At 72.2% G+C, this 22,838-nt stretch carries 10 protein-coding genes and 1 tRNA gene; 6 read left to right on the top strand and 5 right to left on the bottom strand.

Annotated features, from left to right (window positions below):
* Nucleotides 1–175 precede the first annotated feature (175 nt).
* Entirely contained in the window at nt 176–3,826 is a 3,651-nt protein-coding gene (locus IS481_RS13460; RefSeq protein ID WP_104355916.1) for a PAS domain-containing sensor histidine kinase, read from the top strand.
* A gap of 91 nt (nt 3,827–3,917) precedes the next feature.
* Nucleotides 3,918–4,523 carry a response regulator gene (locus IS481_RS13455; RefSeq protein ID WP_104355915.1) on the top strand — a complete coding sequence of 202 codons (606 nt, stop codon included), beginning with the start codon at nt 3,918–3,920 and terminating at the stop codon, nt 4,521–4,523.
* 6 nt (nt 4,524–4,529) lie between these two features.
* Here the strand turns inward: IS481_RS13455 and IS481_RS13450 are convergent, their stop codons facing one another.
* A complete protein-coding gene (locus tag IS481_RS13450; protein ID WP_104355914.1) occupies nt 4,530–6,227 on the bottom strand; it encodes a sensor histidine kinase in 1,698 nt (565 codons plus the stop codon).
* A gap of 180 nt (nt 6,228–6,407) precedes the next feature.
* On the opposite strand from IS481_RS13450, the gene IS481_RS13445 reads away from it, so the two are divergent.
* Genes IS481_RS13445 through IS481_RS13435 form a run of 3 tightly spaced genes read left to right on the top strand, consistent with a single transcriptional unit; the run spans nt 6,408 to nt 14,383 of the window.
* On the top strand, nt 6,408–10,292 hold the full coding sequence (locus IS481_RS13445; RefSeq protein ID WP_147280034.1) for a PAS domain-containing hybrid sensor histidine kinase/response regulator: 3,885 nt from the start codon (nt 6,408–6,410) through the stop codon (nt 10,290–10,292).
* Nucleotides 10,289–12,541 carry a putative bifunctional diguanylate cyclase/phosphodiesterase gene (locus tag IS481_RS13440; protein ID WP_104355912.1) on the top strand — a complete coding sequence of 751 codons (2,253 nt, stop codon included), beginning with the start codon at nt 10,289–10,291 and terminating at the stop codon, nt 12,539–12,541. Before IS481_RS13445 ends, IS481_RS13440 begins: the two co-directional genes overlap by 4 nt.
* 15 nt (nt 12,542–12,556) lie before the next feature.
* Nucleotides 12,557–14,383: a GGDEF domain-containing protein gene (locus IS481_RS13435; RefSeq protein WP_104355911.1), complete on the top strand. Its 1,827-nt coding sequence runs from the start codon at nt 12,557–12,559 to the stop codon at nt 14,381–14,383.
* Nucleotides 14,384–14,402: 19 nt separating this feature from the next.
* Here IS481_RS13435 and IS481_RS13430 read toward each other — a convergent pair.
* Nucleotides 14,403–14,477 (bottom strand) — tRNA-Arg (locus tag IS481_RS13430).
* Nucleotides 14,478–15,053: 576 nt separating this feature from the next.
* Here IS481_RS13430 and IS481_RS18590 point away from each other — a divergent pair.
* Complete coding sequence (locus tag IS481_RS18590) at nt 15,054–15,356, top strand: STAS-like domain-containing protein (protein WP_104355910.1); 303 nt, start codon at nt 15,054–15,056, stop codon at nt 15,354–15,356.
* Nucleotides 15,357–15,495: 139 nt separating this feature from the next.
* Here the strand turns inward: IS481_RS18590 and IS481_RS13420 are convergent, their stop codons facing one another.
* Genes IS481_RS13420 through IS481_RS13410 form a run of 3 tightly spaced genes read right to left on the bottom strand, consistent with a single transcriptional unit; the run spans nt 15,496 to nt 22,801 of the window.
* Nucleotides 15,496–19,737 (bottom strand): translocation/assembly module TamB domain-containing protein, encoded by a 4,242-nt coding sequence (locus IS481_RS13420; RefSeq protein ID WP_104355909.1) that lies wholly within the window; start codon nt 19,735–19,737, stop codon nt 15,496–15,498.
* On the bottom strand, nt 19,737–21,620 hold the full coding sequence (locus IS481_RS13415; RefSeq protein ID WP_104355908.1) for an autotransporter assembly complex protein TamA: 1,884 nt from the start codon (nt 21,618–21,620) through the stop codon (nt 19,737–19,739). The genes IS481_RS13420 and IS481_RS13415 overlap by 1 nt, the downstream gene beginning before the upstream one ends.
* Complete coding sequence (locus tag IS481_RS13410; RefSeq protein WP_104355907.1) at nt 21,617–22,801, bottom strand: vWA domain-containing protein; 1,185 nt, start codon at nt 22,799–22,801, stop codon at nt 21,617–21,619. Before IS481_RS13410 ends, IS481_RS13415 begins: the two co-directional genes overlap by 4 nt.
* Nucleotides 22,802–22,838: the final 37 nt, after the last annotated feature.

Here is a 22,838-nt window from a genome sequence, read left to right as displayed (position 1 = left end):
GGTCGCGGCACGGCCGGTTGCCGGGTCGCGGCTGCCTCTACACTTGGGGCCAGTCAGACCATGGTGGCCCGATGAGCAGTCTTTCCCTCGGCCTTGCATCCGGGATCCCGCGCCCGCCCCGTCGCGGCCGGCGCGTGGTCGCGCCGCGGCGGTGCGTCGACACGCGGGGGAGGCCATGAGCGCGCAGCCCGAGGCCGGTCGTCCGGGCGAGCGCCGCGCCGGGGCGTTCGAGCGCTCCGACGTGCCGGCGCTGCGGCTGACGCCCACCGGCGCGATCGCCGGCGCCAACGCCGCGCTGCATGCCCGCCTCAAGCTGCCGGCCAACGCGATGCTGTCGTCGCTGGTCTCGCCGCTCGGGCTGCCGGCGGTGCAGTGGGTGATCCACCAGCTGCGCCAGGCCGCGCGCGAATCGGGGTTCGCGCCGGTGTCGCTGGTCGGGCCGGAGGTGACCCTGCCGGGCGGCCTGCCCGCGCGGCTGCGCCTGGTCGGCGATGCACGCGAGGGCTGGCTGCTGCGCTTCGAGCCGGTCGTGCCGGTGCTGCCGGAGGACCCGGAGCCCGGCCCCGCGGCGGAACCCGACGACGGCACCGCCCTGCGCGAGCTGCGTTGCATGTTCTGGCATTCGCCGTTTCCGGTGGTGCTGCAGGACGCGGAGCACCGCATCGTCGACGTCAACCAGGCCCTGCTCGACTACAGCGGCTATGCCCGCGAGGACCTGCTCGGGCTGGACCCGGCGGTGCTGTTCCATCCCGAGGACCGTGAACAGCGCGAGGCACTGCGGCACCGGCTCGACCAGGAGCTGGAGCGCGCCGGCACGTCGGTGATGGGTGAGCAGCGCTTCATCGACGCCAGCGGCCGCACCCGCTGGTACCGCGCCGCCCACCGCCAGGTGCGCGATGCGCGCGGCCGGGTGCTGCTGCTGTCGGTGCTGTACGACTGCACCGCCGAACACCAGGCGCGCGAACGCGCCGAGCGCTCGGTGCACGAGCTGGACCAGTGGTTCGACCTGTCGCCGGTGGGCATGATGCTGTTTGACGAGGACGGCCTGATCGTGCGCTCCAACCGCGCGCTGCACCAGCTGATCGGCGAGGTGCCGCTGTCGCTGTCGCAGGCCCATCCGCGCCTGCAGGACCTGCTCGGCTGGTACGTGGGCGGGCCGCTGGCCTCGCTGTACCCGGGCAGCGAGCCGCTGCACCGCGATGCCCTGGTCGACCACCTGGGCGACGAGCGCGTGCTGCACGCCGTGGTGCGCTGCCTGGAGGTGCGCAACGGCCAGCGGCGCTACATGGTGGTGATCGAGGACCGCACCGCCGAGGAGCGGCTCGACATGGCCGAATCGCAGCTCGGCGCGCTGGCCGAGACCGCGCAGGCCGAGCTGGCCACCTTCGACGAGGACACCGGCGTGCTGCAGCTGGGCCGCGCGGTGGCCGGCGAGGGCGGCGGGGTGATGGACAACGAGTTCCGGGCCATCCAGCGCGAGCGCGTGCGCCCGGACACCCTGCCCGAATTCGACCGCGTGCAGCAGGCGCTGCGCGAGGGCGGCCGCGCCGAGGCGCGCTATGCGATCCAGCACCCCGAGCTCGGCACCCGCTGGCTGCACACCCGGGTCGAGCCGCGCCTGCTGCGCTCGGGCAAGCGCAGCATGGCGGTGGTCACGCTCGACGTCACCGAGCAGCACCTGATGCAGCAGCGCAGCGAGCGGCTGCTGCGCGAGCTGACCTCCATCCTCGACAGCGTCACCGCCGGCATTGCCTACCTGCGCGGCCAGACCCTGCTGCGCTACAACCGCCAGTTCGAGCGGCTGCTCGGGCTGGCCCCGGACGCGGCGCGCGAGCAGCGCTTCGCCGACCTGCTGCCCTCCAGCGTCGATGCGGCGCGCCTGATCGGCGAAGCGATGCACGTGCTGTCGCAGACGCTGCTGTACGAGACCGAGATCGAGATCGCGCGGCCCGGCCAGCCGACGCGCTGGTGCGCGCTGTCGATGCGGCGCATGGACGCGAGCGGCCCCGAGATCGAATCCATCGTCGTGCTGTCCGACGTCACGCGCCTGAAGCTGCAGCAGGCCGAGCTGGAGGCGGTGGCGCGCGACCGCGAGCTGATGTTCAGCCTGTCCGACGTCGGCATCGTGTTCCTGCGCCACGGCCGCATCCAGCGCGCCAACGAAGGCTTCAGCCTGCTCAGCGGCTACGCTCCCTGGGAGCTGGAACAGCTGGAGCAGCGCGCCCTGTTCGCCGACCCGGACGACCACGCGCGGCTGTACGCCGAGCAGAGCGAGGCGCTGCTGCGCACCGGGCGCTGGACCGGCGAGCGGCTGCTGCGTCGCAAGGACGGCGTGCTGTGCTGGGTCCAGGTGCACAAGCGCCTGGTGCACGAAGGCGACCCGGACGGCGGGATGATCGCCTCCTACGTCAATGTCGACGCGCGCCGGCTGGCCGAGCAGGCGCTGGCGATCCAGGCCGAACGCACGCGCGCCATCCTCGATTCGGTGCTGGTGGGCATCGTCACCGTCGGGCCGCAGGGCATCGAGTGGATGAACCGCTCGGCGCGCCGCATGTTCGGCGGCGACCTGGCCGACTTTTCCGGGCAGCCGATCAGCGTGGTCGCCACCGACGACCCGGACCATCCGCTGCAGCAGGCCGCGGTGGCGCACCTCGAACTGGGCCAGACGCAGAACTTCGAGTGCGAGCTGCGCGCGCGCGACGGGCGCAACTTCTGGGTGGTCGGCAACGCGGTGGTCACCGGCAGCGGCCCGCACGGCCGCGAGATCACGTACGCGCTGCTGGACATCGACAGCCGCCGCCAGGCCGAGCAGCGCATCGCCGAGGCGCAGGCCTCGCTGCAGCGCCTGATCGACCTGGCGCCGATGGCGATCACGCTGTTCGACGCCCGCACGCTGCGCATCCTGCAGGTCAACCCGGTGGCCGCCGAGCTGGCGCGCCGCGAGGTCGGCGCCTTGGTCGGCCGCACGCTGGAAGACAGCTACCCGCCGCGCGAGGCCGCGCTGATGCGCGCCGACATGGCCGCGGCGCTGGCCAGCGACGGCGTGACGCAGCGCGAGTACCGCTTCGATGCCGGCGACGGCAGCACCACGGTGTGGGACGCGCGCTACCTGCCCCTGGCGCGCCCGGGCCAGCCGCCCGACCAGCTGCTGCTGGTGGCCACCAACGTCACCGAGCAGCGCGCCGCGCAGGAGGCCCGGCTGGAAGCGGCCATCGCCCAGCGCGAGCTGCTGGTCAAGGAGGTGCACCACCGCATCAAGAACAACCTGCAGGGCGTGGCCGGCCTGCTGCAGCAGATCGCGATGCGCAAGCCCGAGATGGCCGGGCCGATCAGCGAGGTGGCCGGCCAGGTGCAGGCCATCGCGCATGTCTACGGCCTGCAGGTGGGCTCGGTCGGGCCGCTGCGCCTGACCCGCGTGGTCGAGGCGATCACCGGCTCGGTGCAGAAGACCTTCGACCGGCCGATCGCACTGCGCATCGAAGGCGAGGACGCCCAGGCCTGGGTGCTGCCCGAGGCCGAATCGATCCCGATCGCGCTGACCCTCAACGAGCTGCTGACCAACGCGATCAAGCACAGCGCCTCCGGCGAGGTGGGCTGCCGGCTGGCATGCGAGCCCGATGCGGTGCAGATCGAGGTGTCCAACCCCGGCCGGCTGCCGGCGGGCTTCACGCTGGCCCAGATCCCGGGCGGCGTCTCGGGGCTCGGGCTGATCCGCGCACTGCTGCCGCGCCGCAGCGCGCGCCTGACGCTGGAGAACGATGGCGACCGGGTGCTTGCGGTGGTGCGCCTGACCCCGCCCGGCGTGACGCGCCTGCCCCACGCCTGACCGCCGGTGCGGCGTCGCGCCCTGCGGGCGGGGTTTTGCGCCACAATCGCTCATCGGCGCTTGTACCCGCGCATAGCCAGAAATCGAGAACGTGTCCGGCAAAGGCAAGATCCTGGTGGTGGACGACGACCGGCTGGTCCTCGCCACCCTGACGCATGGCCTGTCACAGGCAGGCTACGAGGTCATCGACGCCGACAATGGCGACGATGCGATCCTGCTTGCACGCGAGCACCGGCCCGCCCTGGCGCTGCTGGACATCCGCATGGAAGGCAAGAGCGGCTTCGACGTCGCGGCCTACCTGCGCGACTACCTGCAGATCCCGTTCATGTTCCTGTCGGCCTTCTCCGACAGCGAGACGCTGGAGCAGGTCAAGCAGCTGGGCGCGGTGGCATACCTCGTCAAGCCCCTGGACATCCGCCAGATCGTGCCGGCTGTCGAGGCGGCCTTCGCCAGCAGCGCCCGCGCGCCGGCGGCTGCCGCGCCGCGCCCGGCCGCGGCCGAGCATGCCCAGGTGCTGGAGCAGGTCACGGCCATCGCGGTGGGCATCGCGATGCACCGCTTCTCGCTCAACCGCGCGCAGGCGCTCGAGCGCCTGAAGCGCCAGGCCGAGCAGGAGCAGCTCACGCTGGAGGAGCAGAGCTGGCGCTTCGTCGCCGCGCTCGAGACGCTCAGCGCACCGGGCCAGCGAAAGGCGTGATGCAGTTCACGCCGCGCGACTGCCGTCGCCCAGCGTGAAGTAGAACGTCGCGCCCTGGTCGACTTCCGATTCGGCCCAGATCTGGCCGCCATGGCGGCGCACGATGCGCTGCACGGTGGCCAGCCCGATGCCGGTGCCCTGGAAGTCGTTGGCACTGTGCAGGCGCTGGAACACGCCGAACAGCCGGTCGGCAAAGCGCATGTCGAAGCCCGCGCCGTTGTCGCGCACCCGGTAGACCAGCCGTCCGCCCTGCGCTTCGCAGGCGAACTCGATCTGCGTGCGCTCGCGCTTGCTGCTGTACTTCCAGGCGTTGCCGAGCAGGTTCTCCAGCGCGATGCGCAGCAGCGTCGGGTCGCCCTCCGTGGTCATGCCGTCCTGGATGTGGATGTCCGCCTGGCGTTCGGGCGACTGCCGGCGCAGGTCGTCGACGATGTAGGTGGCCAGCTGCGTCAGGTTGACCGGCTGCTGCTGCACCGGCTTGGCCGACAGCTGCGACAGCGCGAGCAGCGCGTCGATCATGCGGTTCATGCGCGCGGTGGCGCCGAGCACCCGGTCTAGGTGGTCGTTGCCGATGCGGTCCAGCACGCGGCCGTAGTCTTCCTTGAGGATCTTCGTGAAGCCCTCGACCACCCGGATCGGCGCGCGCAGGTCGTGCGAGACGGTGTAGCTGAACGACTCCAGCTCGCGCGCGGCGGCCTGGCGCTCCAGCTGCACCGCTTCGTCGGTCGGCGTCACCGGCGGTGTCAGCAGCACCAGCACCGTGTGGCGTTGCAGGCCGCCGTGCTCGAACGTGAAGCGGTCGACCCGGGCCTGCCAGGGCCGCGTCCCGGCGGGAGGTGCGTCGCGCGGCGGCACGGGGGCGCCCAGCGCTTCGCACACCGCGGCCAGCGGCCACTCGGCCACGCGCGCCAGCTCGCCCGTCAGCTCGCGCCCGACGAGCTTTGCCGCCGGCTCGCCCAGGCGGCGCGCCGCGGTCTCGTTGCAGTGCCGGATCACGCAGCGCCCCGGTGCGGCGGCGGGGGATTCCGCCACGATCACGGCGCTGGGCAGCGCATCGAGCAGCTGCTGCCCGATCCGGCGGGAAAAGCGCAGCTCGCCGTCGTCGGTCACGTCGCGTGCCGTGCCCTGGTAGCCCGCGAAGCGGCCCTCGGCATCGAAACGCGGCACGCCGTGCAGCAGCCACAGCGTGGTGCGCCCGTCCGCCTCGCCGCGCCACGCCGGCAGCGCCTCGAAGCCGCGTAGTGCATCCAGCGCCTGGCGGTGGCCATGCCACAGCTGCGGGTCGCTGTCGTACACCTCCCACAGCGCGCGGCCCAGGCGATCGCCGACCTGCCAGTCGGCCGCAGGGGCGCCGCGCGGCGGCAGCAGCAGGGTCAGGCGGTGGCGTTCGTCCGTTTCCCAGTACCAGTCCGACAGCAGCTGCTGCAGGCCGTGCTCGCGGGCCAGCGCCTGCCGGCGCTGGGTCTCCAGTGCCTGCAGCCGGCCGGCGAACCACCAGGCCATGCCGAGCATCAGCAGCAGGCCCGAGGCCAGCGCGAGCAGCAGCCAGCCGGCGCGGAAGGCGGCAGGGGAGCCGGCGTCCAGCCAGGCGGCACCGGCCAGGCTGACGCAGAACCAGGCGATCGCGACGGTGGCCCCGACGCCCGCGACGAAGCGGGCGGGCTTGCCGCGAACGGCGTCGGCTGGGGCGGGGGCGCGAGGCATCGGGGCATTTTAAGTTTCCCGACCGGGTTCCTCGGGCGGTCGGCCCCTGCCGCCGGCCCGGCCCGAGGACGACCGCACGCGCGTGCGCCAGGCGGACGCTCAAGTTCGGCCGGAAACGGGCGAAAACGACGAAGAACCAGCCCCCGGCAGGGTGTGCCCTGCCTCCCGCCTGGAAGAAGGATGCCGAGGAACCGACACGCCACATTGCAGCTCATCGCCGCCGGTCTGCTGGCTGCGGCCGGCTGGCTGTGGGCCTGGCGCGGGCAGGGGCTGCCTGCCGCCGGCTCGCTGCCGCTGCTCGTCGCCGCGGCGGCGTGGGCGTGGCGCGTGCGCACGTCGCCGGCCCCGCCGCCCGCCCTGGCGGCCCGCCATGCGGCCCTGGAGGCGGTGGTCGAGGCGGTCAACCAGGCGCGCACGCTCGGCGCGGCGCTGGAGGCGGTGGGCCAGGCGCTCGCGCGCTACATGGGCGCCCAGGGGCACGCGGTGCTGCAGGTGGCCGACTGGAACGGCCAGACCGGCGTGGTGTTCCCCTGGGACGAGCGGGGCAACGGCCACGAAAGCCATCTCGACCTGGAGCGCCTGGCCGTGGTGCGCGCCGACGACGGCCTGGCCGGCAGCGCGATCGCGCGCCATGCGGTGGCGGCCAGTCCCGGGCCGTTGCCCGGGCACCCGTGGCGTGCGCCCGGTGCGTGCGGCGGGGTCGCGGTGCCGGTGTGGTCCGACGACGAGCCGGTGGCCGTGGTCGAGTGGTACGGGCTGCAGCGGTCGACGGACGACGTCGACCTGCAGCAGCTGCTGGCCACCGCGATGGGGCAGCTGTCGGTGCTGGCACGGCGGGAGGTGGCGCGCTCGGGCATGGTGCTGCACCAGGAGCGCCTGCGGCGCATCGCGATGGTCGCCGCGCGCGTGCCCAGCGGCGTGATCATCGCCGACGAGCGGGGGCGCATCGAATGGGTCAACGAAGCCTGCAGCAGCATCACCGGGCTGCCGGCCGAACAGCTGATCGGCCGCGAGTGCTGGGCGCTGATGTCCGACCCGCAGACCGCGCAGGCGCTGCGCGGGGCGATCGCCGAGGCCAAGGACTTCCGGCTCGAGTTCCAGGGCCGGCGGCTGCTCGACGACGGGACCGTCGCGCCGTACTGGGCCGAGATCGACGTGGCCTACGTGCTCGACGAGCAGGAGGCACGCTTCGTCTACCTCGCCGTGCTGAGCGACGTCACCGAGCGCCAGCTCAAGGCCGAGCAGCTCGAGGCCGAGCGCGCCCACCTGGACGAGCTGATCGAGCACCTGCCGGTGAGCCTCTACGTGATGGAACCCGGGCAGCTGCGGCTGCTGGCGGTCAACCAGCACGCCGAGCGCGAGTTCGCCGTCCAGCGCGAGGCGCTGCTCGGGCTGCCGGCCGAGCAGGCGCTGGGGCGCAAGCTCACCGCGCTGATCCTGCCGGCGATCCGCCATGCATTGGACGGCGGCGAGCCGATCGAGGATGAGTTCGTCTGGACGACCCGGCAGCGCGGCGAGCGGGTGCTCAACGCCCGCTGCATCGCGCTGCGCCATCCCGACGGCACGCCGCGCGCGGTGATCGTCATCGCGCGCGACCTGACCGAACGCCGCCGCGCCGAAGGCGCGCTGATGGAATCGGAGGCGCGCTTCCGCGAGTTCGCCGACGCGGTGGACGACCACCTGTTCATCACCACGCCGGACCGCTCCAGTTTCCTCTACGTGAGCGACCGGCTGCAGGCGTTCTGGGGCGTCACGCCCGACGAGCACGCGCGCAACCCGCGCGCCTACCTGGAGCATGTCCCGCCCGAGGACCGGCCGCTGCTGGACGAGTGCGAGCAGCGCGAGCGCCAGCTGCTGCCGGTGGACTTCGTGCACCGCCTGCGCCATCCGACGCGCGGCCTGCGCTGGCTGCGCACGCGCACCCGCGCGCGCCAGCTGCCCGGCGGCGGGATCCGGGTCTACGGCCTGTGCACCGACATCACCGAGGAGCACGAGCGCGAGGAGGAGCTGCAGCGCGCCCGCGACGCGGCCGAGGCGGCCAGCCGGGCCAAGAGCCAGTTCCTGGCCAACATGAGCCATGAGATCCGCACGCCGATGAACGGCATCCTCGGCATGACCGAGCTGCTGCTCGGCACGGCGCTGAGCGAGAAGCAGCGCCGCTTCGCGCAGGCGGTGTACCGCTCGGGCGAGAGCCTGCTGGAGATCATCAACGACATCCTGGACTTCTCCAAGATCGAGGCCGGCAAGCTCGAGCTGGCGCCCACGGCCTTCTCGCTGCGCGCGGTGGTGGAGGACACCCTGGAGCTGATGGCCCCGCGCGCGCACGAGAAGGCGCTGGAGCTGAACTTCCGCGAGCAGCCCGGCCTGCCCCCGGTGCTGCACGGCGATCCGCTGCGGCTGCGCCAGGTGCTGACCAACCTGGTGGCCAACGCGATCAAGTTCACCGAGCGCGGCGAGGTGGTGGTCGACGTGCAGCAGGTGCCCGGCGTGCCGGTGCCGCCCGGGCAGGTGATGCTGGAGTTCACCGTGCGCGACACCGGCATCGGCATCGCGCCCGAGGTGCTGCCGCGCCTGTTCAGCGCCTTCACGCAGGCCCATGGCGGCATGGCGCGTCGCTACGGCGGCACCGGGCTCGGGCTGGCGATTTCCAAGCAGCTGGTCGAGATGATGGGCGGGGAGATCGGCGTCACCAGCATGCCCGGGCAAGGTTCGCGGTTCACCTTCCGGGTGCCGCTGGGCATCGTGGCCGGTGCCGGCGAAGGCCTGGTCGAGGAAGACGCGCAGCAGATGCCTGCGCTGCGCGTGCTGGTGGTGGAGGACAACGAGACCAACCGCACCGTGCTCGAGAACATGCTGGGCGCCTGGGGCATGCGGGTGGCGCTGGCGCGCGACGGCGTCGACGCGCTGGAGCTGCTCGAACGCGAGCGCGAGCTGGGCGGGCAGTTCGACCTGGCGCTGGTGGACATGTCCATGCCGCGCATGAACGGGGTGCAGTTCGCCCGGGCGGTGCGCGAGCAGCCGCACTGGCGCCACCTGAAGCTGATGCTGCTGTCCTCGGTGTCCAGCCCCGACGATGTGCGCGTGGCGCACGATGTGGGCTTCCAGCGCTTCGTCGCCAAGCCGGTGCGCAAGGTGGAGCTGCGCCAGGCCATCCTCGGGCTGTCCGCGCCGCCGGCGCGCCAGCGCGAACAGCCGCTGCCGCGCCTGGACCGGCACGTGCTGGTGATCGAGGACAACCCGGTCAACCAGGAAGTCATCCACCAGATGCTGCGCCGGCTGGGCTGCCGCACGCATCTCGCGCATTCCGGTCTGGAGGGCTTGCGCGCCTTGTGCGAACATCGGTTTGATTTGGTGCTGATGGACATCCAGATGCCGGGCATGGACGGCGTCGAGACGCTGCGCTGGTTCCGCCGCGGGTCGGGAGGGCGGTTCGAATTCCGCACCCCGCCGGACACCCCGGTGCTGGCCGTGACGGCCAATGCACTGGGCGGCGACGAGGAGCGTTTCCTCGCCCACGGGTTCAACGACTACCTGTCGAAGCCCTTCCGCCAGAGCCAGCTGCTGGCCGTCCTGACGCACTGGCTGAAACCGGCCATGGAGGATGCCGACGGTCGCGCGGGAGCGCCAGATGCCCAGCCCACGATGACTGCGGTCGGAACGACCGCCGCGCGAACCGACGATAGGGAGCCGAAGATGATTGAACCCGACCCGCAGGTTTTCGATGCCGACGCCGTCGCGCGCCTGCGCGAGCTCGACCCGCAGGGCGAGAACCAGCTGCTTTTGCGGCTTTTCCGGACATTTCACACATCCTTGCACCGTCTGGTCCCCCAAATGGAGGAGGCGCACGAGCTCAACGATCTCGCCACAATCCGGCTGGCGGCCCACACGCTCAAGTCGTCCTCGGCCAGCGTGGGGGCCATGAGGCTGTCGGCGCTGTGTGCCGAGATCGAGTCCCTGATCCGCTCCGGGCAGCCGGGTCCGTACGACCGGCTGATGGAGACGATCCGGCAGGAGGCCGACCGCGTGCTGGGCAGTTTGCGTACCCTGCTGGGATCCGACCGATGACCTCTGCGCTCGCCGACGATGCCGACCTGAAGCAGCCGACCGTGCTGCTGGTCGACGACGACGAGGTGAACCTGCTGCTGACGTCGATGGCGCTGCGCGAGCGCGGCTTCGCGATCACCGAAGCCTCCAGCGCCGAGCGGGCGCTGGCCCTGCTGGCCGACTGGTCGCCCGACGTCATCGTGCTCGACGCGATCATGCCGGGCATGGACGGCTTCGACTGCTGCCGCGAGCTGCGCGCGATGCCGGGCTTCCAGTCCATCCCGGTGCTGATGCTCACCGGGCTGGACGACGAGGCCTCGATCAACCGGGCCTACGAGGCCGGCGCCACCGACTTCTTCGTCAAGTCGCACCAGTGGAGCCTGCTGGCCGGTCGGCTGCGCTACCTGCTGCGCTCCTCGCGCACCCGGCTCGAGCTGGAGCGCAGCAAGGCCCAGCTCGCGCGTGCCCAGGACCTGGCGCGCATGGGCAGCTTCGACTGGCGCCCCGACGGCAGCGGGCTGGTGTTCTCGGTCGAGGGCCTGCGCGTCTTCGGCCTCAGCCCGCGCGACCATCTCTCGCTGCGCGAGGCGCTGCGCATGGTGCCGCGCGACGAGCGCAACAACTTCTTCGCGATCCTGCGCGATGTGCTGGCGCACTACACCGTGCTGTGCACCGACGTGCCGGTGCGGCTGCGTGACGGCCGCCAGCGCGTGCTGCACCTGGAAGCCGAGCCCGAGTTCGACGAGCACGGCGCGATCTCCGGCTACACCGGCATCGTGCAGGACGTCACCGACCGCCGTGCGGCCGAGGACAAGATCAAGCACCTGGCCAACTTCGATTCGCTGACCGGGCTGCCCAACCGGCGCCAGCTGATCTGGCGTGCCGAGCGCGCGATCGAGCATGCGCGCCACATGGGCCACCAGGTCGGGCTGCTGCTGATCGACCTGGACCGCTTCAAGATCATCAACGACACGCTGGGCCATGCCGCCGGCGACGAGCTGCTGGTCGAGGTGGCGCACCGGCTGCGCGCCTGCGTGCGCCATTCCGACCAGGTCATCGACGCGGCGCCGGACACGCCCGGCTCGCGCGCGCACCGCACCCTGGAGGCGGTGGGACGCCTGGGCGGCGACGAGTTCGTCGCGCTGCTGTCCGAGGTCGGCGACGAGCGCGACGCGGTGCGGGTCGCGCAGCGCATCCTGGAGGCGCTGCGCGATCCGGTGCTGGTGGGCGGGCAGGAATGCTTCGTCACCGCCAGCGTCGGCATCGCGCTGTACCCGCGTGACGGCACCACCGTGGCCGACCTGCTGCGCAACTCCGACGTGGCGATGTACTCGGTCAAGGCCCAGGGGCGCAATGCCGCGGCGATCTACACGCCGCAGCTGGCCGGCAAGGGGCGCGAGAAGCTGGCGCTGGAGACCGCGCTGCACAAGGCGCTCGAACGCGAGGAGCTGGTGTTGCACTACCAGCCCAAGGTCGACGTGCGCAGCGGCCGCTTCATCGGTGCCGAGGCGCTGATGCGCTGGCAGCGCAACGACCAGATCGTGCCGCCGGCGGAGTTCATCCCGCTGGCCGAGGAAACCGGGCTCATCATCCCGATGAGCCACTGGGCGATCCGCGAGGCGATCCGCCAGGCGCGCGCCTGGCAGCAGGCCTTCGGCATCGAGGTGTCGATCGCGGTCAACATGCCCAGCCGCATGTTCCTGCGCACCGACCTGATCGAGAGCATCCAGTCGGCGCTGGCCGAGCAGCATGCCGCTCCCGGCTGCCTCGAGCTGGAGATCACCGAGACCGGCCTGATGAAGGACCTGCAGAACGTGATCCCGGCGCTGCGGCAGCTCAACGCGCTGGGCGTGGAGATCTCGATCGACGACTTCGGCACCGGCTACTCGTCGCTGGCCTACCTGACGACGCTGCCGATCAGCGAGCTCAAGATCGACCGCTCCTTCGTGCGCGAGCTGGGCCACCGGCGCGAGAGCACCGCGGTGGTCACCGCGATCCTGGCGCTGGCGCGCTCGCTGGGCCTGCGCGTGGTCGCCGAGGGCGTCGAGACGCCGTTGCAGATGGACGTGCTGGACCGCCTGGGCTGCGGCATCATGCAGGGCTACCTGTTCAGCAAGCCGCTGCGCGGGCCCGACCTCGAACAATGGCTGCGCGACACCGTGCTGCCCCGCAAGGCGCACTGGATGCACGCCGGTGCCGCCCGCCAGGGGGCCGGCGACCCGGCGCAGGAACACACCCCCGGGGCGGCGTCCGCCAAGCCCCTGTACTGACCGATCCTCACCGTCATGGAATCCAAGCCTGGTGCCCTCGGCCGCGCCACTTCGCCGGCGCCGCACGGAGGCCCTGCGGCCACGCCCGCCCAACTCGCCAAGGCCGCGCTGTTGCGGCTGGCCCAGGACCGGCTCGAGCCGACGCCCGAGAACTACCGCCGCGCCTATCGTGCCGAAGCCGGCGACCCGCCGGAGGCCGACACCCCGCTGCCGCCTGCGGTGCGCCGGCTGCTGGAGCGCCTGGGCATGCAGGCCGGGGCGAGCGTGCCGGGCCTGGCCGAAGCATTGCAGCAGGGCCGCTGGGACGCGGCCGAACGCCTGCTCGATGCGGCCGACGACAGCGGCACGGGTCCTGCGCCCTCCTGGGCCGCGCTGATCGGGCGCCTGGTCAAGGCCATCGAGCGCGGCGGCCGCCAGTGGACCAGCGGGCGCAAGAAGGAAAGCCTGCAACGGGTGCTCGCCGGCAGCCGCAGCGACCTCGCACGCCTGCAGCAGCGCCTGACCCAGCTGGTCGCGAGCTGGGAAACCGACACCGCGCCCGATGCCGCGGCCTGGGGCGATGCCCTGCTGGCCGAGGCGGCCGCGGCAGCTTCCGGGCCGGCCACCGTGCCGGGCGAGCTGGCACCGGCTGCCGCGGACGAGGCGCTGCTGCCGCCGGCCTGGCAGGCGGTGGTCGGTGGACTTGCCAATGCGATCGAGCCGGCGCTGCCGGCCGACGACCCGCGTTGCGCCCGGCTCGGCGCGCGCCTGGAGGAACTGCGCCGGCCGCTGGCCACGGCGGCCGACGACGAGCTGGCCGAGGACTGGTGCGGCTGGGCCGCCGACGCGCGGCGCCTGCTCGAGCATCGCCAGCACCTGACCGACCAGCTGCGCGGGCTGTGCGAGGAGCTGACCGCGGGCCTGGCGGACCTGTCCGAGGACGACTCCTGGGTGCAGGGCCAGTGCGAGGCGATGCGCAGCAAGCTGCAGGAGGGCCTGAGCGCGCGCACCGTGCGGGCGGTCAGCCACATGCTGCACTCCACGCGCATGCAGCAGGTCGAGCTGAAGGCGCAGCGCAACCACGCGCGCGACCTGCTCAAGCAGGCGATCAACGCGATGCTGCGCGACATCGGCGAGCTGGGCGCGCAGACCGGGCGCTTCCACGACAACATGGGCCGCTACGCCAGCGCGATCGAGCAGGCCGACTCGCTCGAGAGCCTGGCCGGCATGGTCAAGGAGCTGGTCGAGGAGACCAAGTCGGTGCAGCAGCAGGTCGGGCAGACGCAGCAGCGCCTGCAAGCCGGGCAGGCCGAGGCCGAGCAGCTGCAGCAGCGCGTCAGGCAGCTGGAGGACGAGCTGCAGCGCCTGTCGGCCGAGGTGTCCACCGACCAGCTCACCGAGATCGCCAACCGGCGCGGGCTGATCCAGGCCTTCGAGGCCGAGCACGCGCGCGCCGAACGCAGCGGCCGCGAGCTGGCCGTCGGACTGCTGGACATCGACAACTTCAAGAAGCTCAACGACACGCTGGGCCACCAGACCGGCGACCAGGCGCTGCGCTTCCTCGCGCAGCACGTCAAGCAGGCGCTGCGCCCGATGGACACGGTGGCGCGCTACGGCGGCGAGGAATTCGTCGTGCTGCTGCCCGAGACCAGCGCCGAGGAGGCACAGGTGGTGCTGACCCGCCTGCAGCGCACGCTGTCGGCCAGCTTCTTCATGCAGGAAGAGCGCAAGGTGTTCGTGACCTTTTCGGCCGGCGTAACGGTCTACCGCCCGGGCGAGCGGCTGGAGGAAACGCTGGACCGCGCGGACGAGGCGCTGTACGAGGCCAAGCGCACCGGCAAGAACCGCACCTGCATCGCGTGACGCGGTGCGCCGGCGGCGCTGGTCCCCCCGACAGGAATCGAACCTGTATCTAGCGCTTAGGAGGCGCTCGTTCTATCCATTGAACTACGGGGAGGCAGGGCAGGCGCGCATTGTAGACGGCCTGCCCGTCCGGTACCTGGGGCAGGGTGCGGGACGGCGTGGCGGCCAGCGGGCAGAACCGGGGCGGTCGAGTCCTCACAGGGCGCGACCGGCCCCGCGCCGGAGGCGGCTTCGTGTGCAGATTCCTGGCACACGCCGTGACCCTCGGCGAGGTGCGGGCGATCCCCGGAGGCTAGCATGCCGTTTTCCGATCTACCGGGGCTTCCGGAAGAGGAGGAAGCTGTCCGGGCTGATGGGTCAGTTCCGGCGGAACATCTCCACGAGAGTGCTGCTGTGTCAGCTCTCAAGGTGGGTACAGTGCTGTACTGCGCCTCAGTGGGAGAGAATCCCACAAAGTCTAACCTACCTAAATAAGCGGTGGTGGTACATCGTAAAGCTCAGCTATGAGTAGAGAGACAGAAGTGCGCCTGCCTAGGGAAGTGGGCGTAAGTGATCCAAGGGCGTTGTTTGCATTCGTGCGTAGCGTAGATGACACTCAAGGAGATCTACGCATTAATGCGGAAGACGTCGAATGGTTTGATCCTTTGGGGTTGGCTGTGCTGGGTGCATCATGCGAACGGAACTAGCGCTGCGGCCGCGGCTGGCTGGACATCTAGCTGGCCTTCGAGGAAAGGCGATCCCTCTGCGACAGGAAGTGGAGAGAGTGCTCCGTGAAGGTGGAGAGGTTGTTCTTGACTTCCGGGATGTTGAGGTTACTCAGTCGTTTGTTGATGAGCTAGTCGGCTGTCTCGTGTTGAAGCATGGGCCACGGGTACTCGAGCGGCTAGTCTTCCAGCGCTGTTCTCCCAATGTGCGTGCCATTGTCGAGTTCGTTGCCGCAGATCGAGTTGATCAGTTCTTGAAGGCACATTGAGTACAACCTTCCATTGGGTTGTTCGAAGAGGGCGGCTTGGCCGCCCTTTTTGACGTTAGTGCAGAGCGGTAGAGCATGGGTCTACCTGCGTGCAGCTGAGCGCTCATAGCTAAGTGCAGGCACGCGTGGGATGCCCTCTTCAGTTCCAGCGGAACATCCACACCAGGTCGAGCGCGGAGTCCTGCCCGGCCTGGGCACGCAGCGTGAAGCGCTGCGCGATGCGGTAGACCACCTGCCACGAGCCGGCGGCGGCGCTCAGCCCGCGCTCGTAGCCGACGTAGATGCGGTCGGAGATCTGCTTGCCGATGCTGACCACGGTGTCGGGCACCGCGCCTTCGGTCTGGCGCACCGAGAGCTCGTCCAGCGGCATCATGTCCATGATGTTGCGGCCTTCGCCGCTGCCGTCGCCGGCCAGCAGCGCCAGCGCCGCGCGCTGCAGCAGCAGGGTCTGGTTGCCCGCCAGCGTGTCGTAGCTGCGGCCCGTGACCAGCAGCGCGAGCTTCTCGGTGTCGGACAGCGGCGGCTCGGAGAACAGCGACACGCGAGGCGACAGCGCGCTGCCGCTGACCGTCACGCCGACGCGCTGGTCCAGGTTGGGGCGGATCGCGACGATGTCCAGGCGCGGGTTGGCGACCTCGCCGACGAAGGTCAGCACGCCGCGCTCGATCTCCAGGTCCTGGCCGTAGGCCTGGTAGCTGCCGTCGACGGTGCGGATCTCGCCGGCGACCGCCAGCCGGTTGCGCGGCGAGGTCAGGTGCAGGTCGCCTTCGAGCCGGGTGTCGATGCCGCGCCCGCGCAGGCGGAAGCGCTCGCCGAGGTTGACCCGCAGGTCCAGGGCCAGGTCGCGCGCCGGGCCGGCCGAGGCCTTCGCGGCCGCGTCCTCGTCCTCGTCGTCGGCGCCGCGCACCACCACGTCCTCCGACAGGCTGGGTGCGTCGGCGCGGCTGATGTCGATCAGCCCTTCGTCGGCGCGGAAGCGCCCCTCGACCCCGATGCGCTCGCGGTCCAGCTGCATCGCGGCCTCGCCGCTGACCACCACGCGCCGGTCCACGCGCGACAGCACCGCGAACTGCTTCGCCTGCAGCTGCAGGCGCGCGACCGGGTCGGCGCCGAGCTGTGCGCTGCCCTGCAGCTCGGCGTGGCCGTCGCCGGCGGCAAAGCGCAGCGTCTCGACGCGCGCGGTCTCGCCCTCGAAGCTCATGCGCAGCGTGCCGTCGTGCAGGTTGACGCCCTCGATCGCGTTGCGCACCGCGAGCTGACGGCCTTCCAGGCGGCCGACCAGGTTGGGGCCGCCGAACTGGCCGGCGATCTCGAGCTGGGCGCTCAGCTGGCCGCCCAGGCGCCAGCCGGCCGGCATCCAGATGCCCCAGCCGGCGAGGTTGTCGACCTGCATCTCGAGCTGGCCGGCCACCGGCGCCTCCGGCTGCGGCCACAGGGCGGTGGGCAGGGTGCGCACGGCCTGGTCGCCGACGATGCGGCCGAGGTTGCTGCCGGCGATGCGCTGGCTGAACCGCCAGGTGCCCTGCGCGGCCTCCAGGCGCAGCTGCAGCTCGCCCAGGCCCAGCGCCTGCACGACGCCGAACTCGTTGATGCGCACGTCGCCGCCGGTGCGCGCCAGCTCGATGCGCGCGCGGACCTCGGGGTCGGTGTGCAGCGACACGCGCGCCCCGATGCGCAGGTCGCCTTCCCAGCCGAAGTCGGGCTGCACACGCTGCAGCAGCGGGATGATGGCCACCGGCTCGACCTGCAGTTCCACGTCCAGCTGCGGGTCGCCGGCGCCCCGGCGCCAGCGCGCCTCGCTCCAGCGCACCACCTGGTCGAGCAGCCTGAGCTGGCCGGGCTCGATCTCCAGGCGCCTGCCGCCGCCCGCGTCTTCCAGCCAGGCCAGGCGCAGGTTCTCGGCCACCAGCAGCGGCAACGCCTGCTCGCCGCGCAGCAGGGCCGGGGCGCTGTCGGTCGGGCGCAGCGCCAGGGTCTCCAGCGTGCCGCGCCAGCCCGGGGGGCTGCCCGCCTCATCCCAGCGGCCGGCCAGCGCCAGCGTCAGCGCCAGCGGCGCGGCGGGGCGGCCGTCCGGGGTGGTCGCGGCGGCCCGGCCGGTGGCCGGCTCCAGCGCGGCCTCGAGCTGCGCGCGGTGCGCCGCCAGGCTGCCGTCGGCGCGCAGCGTGGCCGCCGGCACCTGCAGTCCCGGCAGGCGCAGCTGCGCGGCCTGCAGGTCGGCGCTGAGGCGGCCGGCGCCCTCGGTGCTGGCGTCCCAGCGGCCCTGCAGCCGGTCCAGCCCGATCCCGCCGGCGCGCAGCGCCTGCACGTCGGCCTGGCCTTCGGTGCGCAGGGGCGGCAGTGCGGGCGTGCCCATGCCGCGGCGGGGCGCGGGCGCCGTGGCCTGCACGATCCAGCCGCCCAGCGGGCCCTGTACCTCGGCCTGCAGCCGCGCCTGGCCTTGCAGCGTGCCCAGGCCCAGCGCTTCGGCCAGGCCGGCCAGGCGCTGCAGCGCCGGGGCCTCCAGCGTCAGCCGGACATGGTCGTCGGCCGGCGCCGCGCGGCCGGCCACCGGCAGGCGCACCAGGCCGTCCAGCGTGGCGGTGTTGCCGGCCGCGAGCAGCTGTCCTTGCGCGCCGAGGCGGCCCGCGCCGTCGGCATCGAGCTTCAGGCCCAGCTGGGCGGCCTGGCCGGCCAGCAGGCTGTCGTCCAGCGCCACCTGCAGCGTGCCGCGCAGCTGGCGCAGCAGCGTTGCCGCATCCGGCGCCTGGGCCGGCACCTCGGCGTCCACCTTCACCGTGCCGTTCAGCGCGTGGCGCTGCCGGCGCCAGGCCGCCTCGGGCGGGCCCGGCACCCACTGCGCCGGGTTGAAGGCGCGCAGGTCCAGGCCGGCCTGCACCTGCCAGCGCTCGCGCTCGTCGCGCTGCGCGCTGCCGCGGGCCTGCAGGCGGGCTTCGCCGGCGCGTGCCTCCAGCGTCGTCACCTGGTAGCGGGTGGGGGTGCCGTCGGCTTCCAGCACCAGCTGCACCGGCTGGCCGTCCTGCAGCGCCTGCGGGGCGCCGGCGCGGCCGCGCCGGGTCAGCCCGCCCTGCAGCGTGGTGCGCAGCTGCACGGTGCCGAAGGGCGCGTCCGGCGTGGCCCCGGGCGTCATCTGGACGGTCACGGGGCCGCTCAGCAGCATCGGCGGCAGGCGCTGGTCCAGCGCCTCCAGCACCAGCGAGGCCAGCGTGGCCTGCAGCTGCAGCTCGCCGTCGTTCCAGCTGCCGGTGGCGCTCAGCCGCCCGGCCGGGTGGCCGGGTGCCCCCGCGGCGTCGAGCTCGGCGCGCTGCACGGTCCAGCGCCTGCCTTCGCCGCTGGCCTGCACGACGGCGCGCGCCAGCGGCAGCCGCAGCGCGTGCCAGCTGCCCGGCACCACATTGGCGAGCTCGACCTCGATGCCCATCGGCTGGCCGCCGTCGCGCAGCGTCACCACGGCGCTGCCGTCCAGCTGGGTGGTCGGCGCCAGCGCGGTGAACGGCCCGAGCAGCCGGGCCAGGTCCAGCTTCCGGAAGCGAGCGTCCAGCCGCGACAGCGGCAGCGGCTCGAACGGGGCCAGCCCGGCCTCGGCCTGCAGCGACTGTTCCTGCATGTGCAGCGACAGGGTGGCGGCCAGCCGTTCCAGCGGGCCGTCGGCGCCCAGCTCGGCCTGCACGTCCTGCGCCCAGGCGGGGATGGGCGCGCCGGCGCCGGCCTCGGGGTCGCTCGTGACGCGCACGCGGGCCTGTACCGGCAGCGGGGCGTCGGCGCCGATGCGCGCCTCGCCCTCGGCGCGCAGGCCGTTCCAGGCAGCGCTGAAGGACTCGATGGCGTGCTGCTCGCCGGCGACGAGGCGGGCGCGCAGCGCCGTCACCGGCACGGCCTGGTCGGGCAGCACCAGTTCGTCGACCCGCAGTGCGTCGACCTGCACGCCCAGCGGCAGGCGCAGCGATGCCGGCGGCTGCGGGCGCGCCGCGGCCGCTGCCTCTTCCGGGAGGCCGCTGCGCACGACGACGCGGCCGGCCGCGATCTCGGTGGCTCCCAGCTGCACGTAGGGGGCGGACAGTCGCCAGCCGTGCAGGCGCAGGCCCGACCAGTGCAGCTGCTGGACCTCGACCGTGGTGGCGCCGGCCGGCACGACCAGCTGCCGGGCCTGGAAGTCGCCCAGCAGGCTGCCCTGCGGGTCGCGCACGACGAAGCCGGGCACGTGGCGCGCGGCCTGGTCCAGCGCCCAGCGGGTGCCGGACTCGGTGTGCAGCACCCAGCGCAGGCCGGCCCCGGCGCCGACGAGCAACGCCGCCAGCAGCACGAGCGCGGCCAGCAGCCAGGGCCACCAGCGGCGCCGCGGACGGCCGGCGGGGGCGGGGGAGGGGGGCGCAGGACGGCTCATCAGAAACTCACTCCCACGCTCAGGTGCAGGCGGATGTTCCTCTGCGCTTCACCGTAGGCGATGTCGGCCTTCAGCGGGCCGATCGGGCTGCGCCAGCGCACGCCGAAGCCGACGCCGTAGGCCGGCTCGTAGTCACGCCAGTTGCGCGCGGCATTGCCGGCATCGACGAACACCGCACCATACCAGTCGCGCAGCCCCTCCATCAGCGGCCACATCAGCTCGGCCGAGGCGGTGGCGAGCACCGGGCCGCCGACCACCGCGCCGTCGCGCTCGGGGCCCAGCGTGCGGTAGCCGTAGCCGCGCACCGAATCGTCGCCGCCGGCGCGGAACAGCAGGGTGTCCGGCACGCCCAGGCCCTCGCGCTTGAACACCTGGCCGGCCTCGCCGCGCAGCTGCAGGATGCGCCGCTGGCCGAGCGGCTGGTACCAGGTGGCGCGCAGGTAGGCGCGCACGAAGGGCCCGCGGTCGTCGTCTGTGTCGTAGGAGACGCCCGCGCCGCCATGCGCCGAGAGGATCAGCCCGCGCGTCGGGAACAGCACGTTGTTGACGTCGCGCCGGGTCCATTCGTAGTTGGCCCACAGGGCACGGTCGATGCGTTCGGTGGTGTCGGTGCGGACCTCGGTGCGGTTGAACTCGCCGTAGTAGAGGCGGTCGAGCCGTTCGGTGTCCTGGGTGCGGCCGTAGCGCACGCGCTGCGTGCTGGTCTCGGCGCCGCCGGCGGCCAGGTACTCGGTCGACAGGCTCATCAGGTTGCGGTAGCCCTTGGGCTTGGGGTAGGAGAGCAGGTCCAGCGCCGCCACGCGCTCGTCGCGGCCGTACAGCAGCCGGGTGCTGGCGACCCAGTCGTGGCCGAACGGCCGGCGGTGCGTGAACTGCAGGCCGGTGCGCGGGCCGGTGTTGCTGCTGAAGCCGATGCTGACGGTGGCGGACTTGGTCTGCGTCTCGCGCACCCGCACGATGATCGGTGCGGCATCGGCCTGTTCGACATCCGGGTCGAGCTCGACCGCGACGCCGTCGTACAGCCCGGACTTCTGCAGGTTCTCCTGGTAGTCCAGCAGCATCTTCTCGGTGAACACCTCGCCGCGCTGGAACGGCGCGAGGTTGCGCACCGCCTGTTCGGTGGTGCGTTCCACCCCTTCGACGCGGATGTCGCCGACGCGGAACAGCGGGCCGCTGTCGGCCACCACGAAGATGCGCACCTTGTGCGTCTTCGGGTCGACCTGGGCCGAGGTGCCGGCGTAGCTGGCGGTCGGGTAGCCGCGTGCGCGCAGGCTTGCCAGCAGCGCGTTCTTCGCCGTGGTCCAGGCGTCCTGGGTGAACACGCTGCCCGGCTGCAGCGGCCAGCGCGCGCGCAGGAAGCGGATGCGGCGCGCGGCGCCCTGGTCGCCGGCATCGGCGGCTTCCTGCAGGTGGCCCTGGATCTCGACGGTCAGGCGGTCGACCTCGGCACGCGGGCCCGGGTCCACCTTCAGGATGATCAGGGGCTGGCGGCCCGCCTCGGCAGGCGGCTCGCGCGTGATCGACACCTGGGCGGCGAAATAGCCTTCGGTCTCCAGCAGGGCGCGCGCCTGCGCCGGGGCGGCGCTCATCAGGCGGCCGACCTCGGCCTCGGTGATGTCGCGCTCCTGGCGGAAACGCGACAGGTCCAGGTGGCGGCGCAGCAGGTCACGCAGCTCGGCGGACGGGGCCTGGATGCGCAGGCGGTAGGAGGTGCCGGCCGCTTCGGGTTCCGGCTCGGCCGCCGAGGCGGCCTCGGCGGGCGGGGGGGCGGCGTCCCCGGCATCCTGGGCCCGGGCCGGGGCGGCAGCCAGCGCGACGGCCAGCAGCCCGAGCCAGGTGCCATGGCACAGCCGGGTCCACGAAGCGCGCGCCAGCCGGATCACTTGGACAGCAGTCGCATGGCCCCTTCCAGGCCGTTGAGGGTCAGCGGGAACATGCGCTGGTTCATGATCTGCTGGATGATGGCCACCGACTGCCGGTAGGCCCAGACGCCTTGCGGCTCGGGATTGATCCACACGTATTTGGGGAAGGCATGAGTGAGCCGCTGCAGCCATTCGGCGCCGGGCTCCTCGTTGTTGTACTCGACGCTGCCGCCGGGCTGCAGGATCTCGTAGGGGCTCATCGTCGCGTCCCCGACGAAGATCAGCTTGTAGTCCTTGTTGTACTTGCGGATGACGTCCCAGGTCGGGAACTTCTCGCTGAAGCGCCGCCGGTTGTTCTTCCACAGGTAGTCGTAGACGCAGTTGTGGAAGTAGTAGAACTCCAGGTGCTTGAATTCCGCCTTGGCGGCGCTGAACAGCTCCTCGACGCGGTGCACGTGCTCGTCCATCGTGCCGCCCACGTCCATCAGCAGCAGCACCTTCACGTTGTTGTGCCGCTCGGGCACCATCTTCAGGTCCAGCCAGCCGGCATTGGCCGCGGTGGAGCGGATGGTGTCGTCCAGGTCCAGCTCCTCGGGCGCGCCCTCGCGGGCGAAGCGGCGCAGCCGGCGCAGCGCGACCTTGATGTTGCGCGTGCCCAGCTCCAGCGTGTCGTCGTAGTCCTTGAACTGGCGCTGGTCCCAGATCTTGACCGCGCTGCGGTTGCGGCCCTTGTCCTGGCCGATGCGGATGCCCTCGGGGTTGTAGCCCCAGGCCCCGAACGGCGAGGTGCCGCCGGTGCCGATGTAGCGGTTGCCGCCCTCGTGGCGTTCCTTCTGCTGCTCGAACAGCTCCTTGAGCCGCTGCATCAGCGCGTCCCAGCCGAGCTTCTCGATCTGCGCCTTCTCCTCGGGCGAGAGCTCCAGCTCCAGGCGCTTCTGCAGCCATTCGAGCGGGATGTCCTTGCCGAAGTCGGTCAGCAGCTCCACGCCCTTGAAGTACGCGCCGAAGGCGCGGTCGAAGCGGTCGTAGTGCGCCTCGTCCTTGACCAGCGCGGCGCGCGCCAGGTAGTAGAACCGGTCGATCGTCGGGCCGCCCTCGTCGTCGAGCACGCCGCTCTTGATCGCTTCGAGCAGCAGCAGGTACTCCTTGATGGAGACCGGCAGCCGGGCACTGCGCAGCGTGAAGAAGAAGTTGATCAGCATGGTCGGACGCCCCGAAGTCACCTATTGTGGCGCGGCG

Origin of the sequence: Caldimonas thermodepolymerans (genome assembly GCF_015476235.1) — a bacterium.
GTDB classification, from domain to species: Bacteria; Pseudomonadota; Gammaproteobacteria; order Burkholderiales; family Burkholderiaceae_C; genus Caldimonas; species Caldimonas thermodepolymerans.
This window is presented reverse-complemented; position numbering and strand designations above follow the sequence as displayed.

Bases quoted from the DNA above. Each gene is read 5' to 3' on its own strand.
- IS481_RS13460 (WP_104355916.1), top strand. From the start codon at position 176: ATGAGCGCGCAGCCCGAGGCCGGTCGTCCGGGCGAGCGCCGCGCCGGG.
- IS481_RS13450 (WP_104355914.1), bottom strand. From the start codon at position 6,227: ATGCCTCGCGCCCCCGCCCCAGCCGACGCCGTTCGCGGCAAGCCCGCC.
- IS481_RS13445 (WP_147280034.1), top strand. From the start codon at position 6,408: ATGCCGAGGAACCGACACGCCACATTGCAGCTCATCGCCGCCGGTCTG.
- IS481_RS13440 (WP_104355912.1), top strand. From the start codon at position 10,289: ATGACCTCTGCGCTCGCCGACGATGCCGACCTGAAGCAGCCGACCGTG.
- IS481_RS13435 (WP_104355911.1), top strand. From the start codon at position 12,557: ATGGAATCCAAGCCTGGTGCCCTCGGCCGCGCCACTTCGCCGGCGCCG.
- IS481_RS18590 (WP_104355910.1), top strand. From the start codon at position 15,054: ATGCGAACGGAACTAGCGCTGCGGCCGCGGCTGGCTGGACATCTAGCT.
- IS481_RS13420 (WP_104355909.1), bottom strand. From the start codon at position 19,737: ATGAGCCGTCCTGCGCCCCCCTCCCCCGCCCCCGCCGGCCGTCCGCGG.
- IS481_RS13410 (WP_104355907.1), bottom strand. From the start codon at position 22,801: ATGCTGATCAACTTCTTCTTCACGCTGCGCAGTGCCCGGCTGCCGGTC.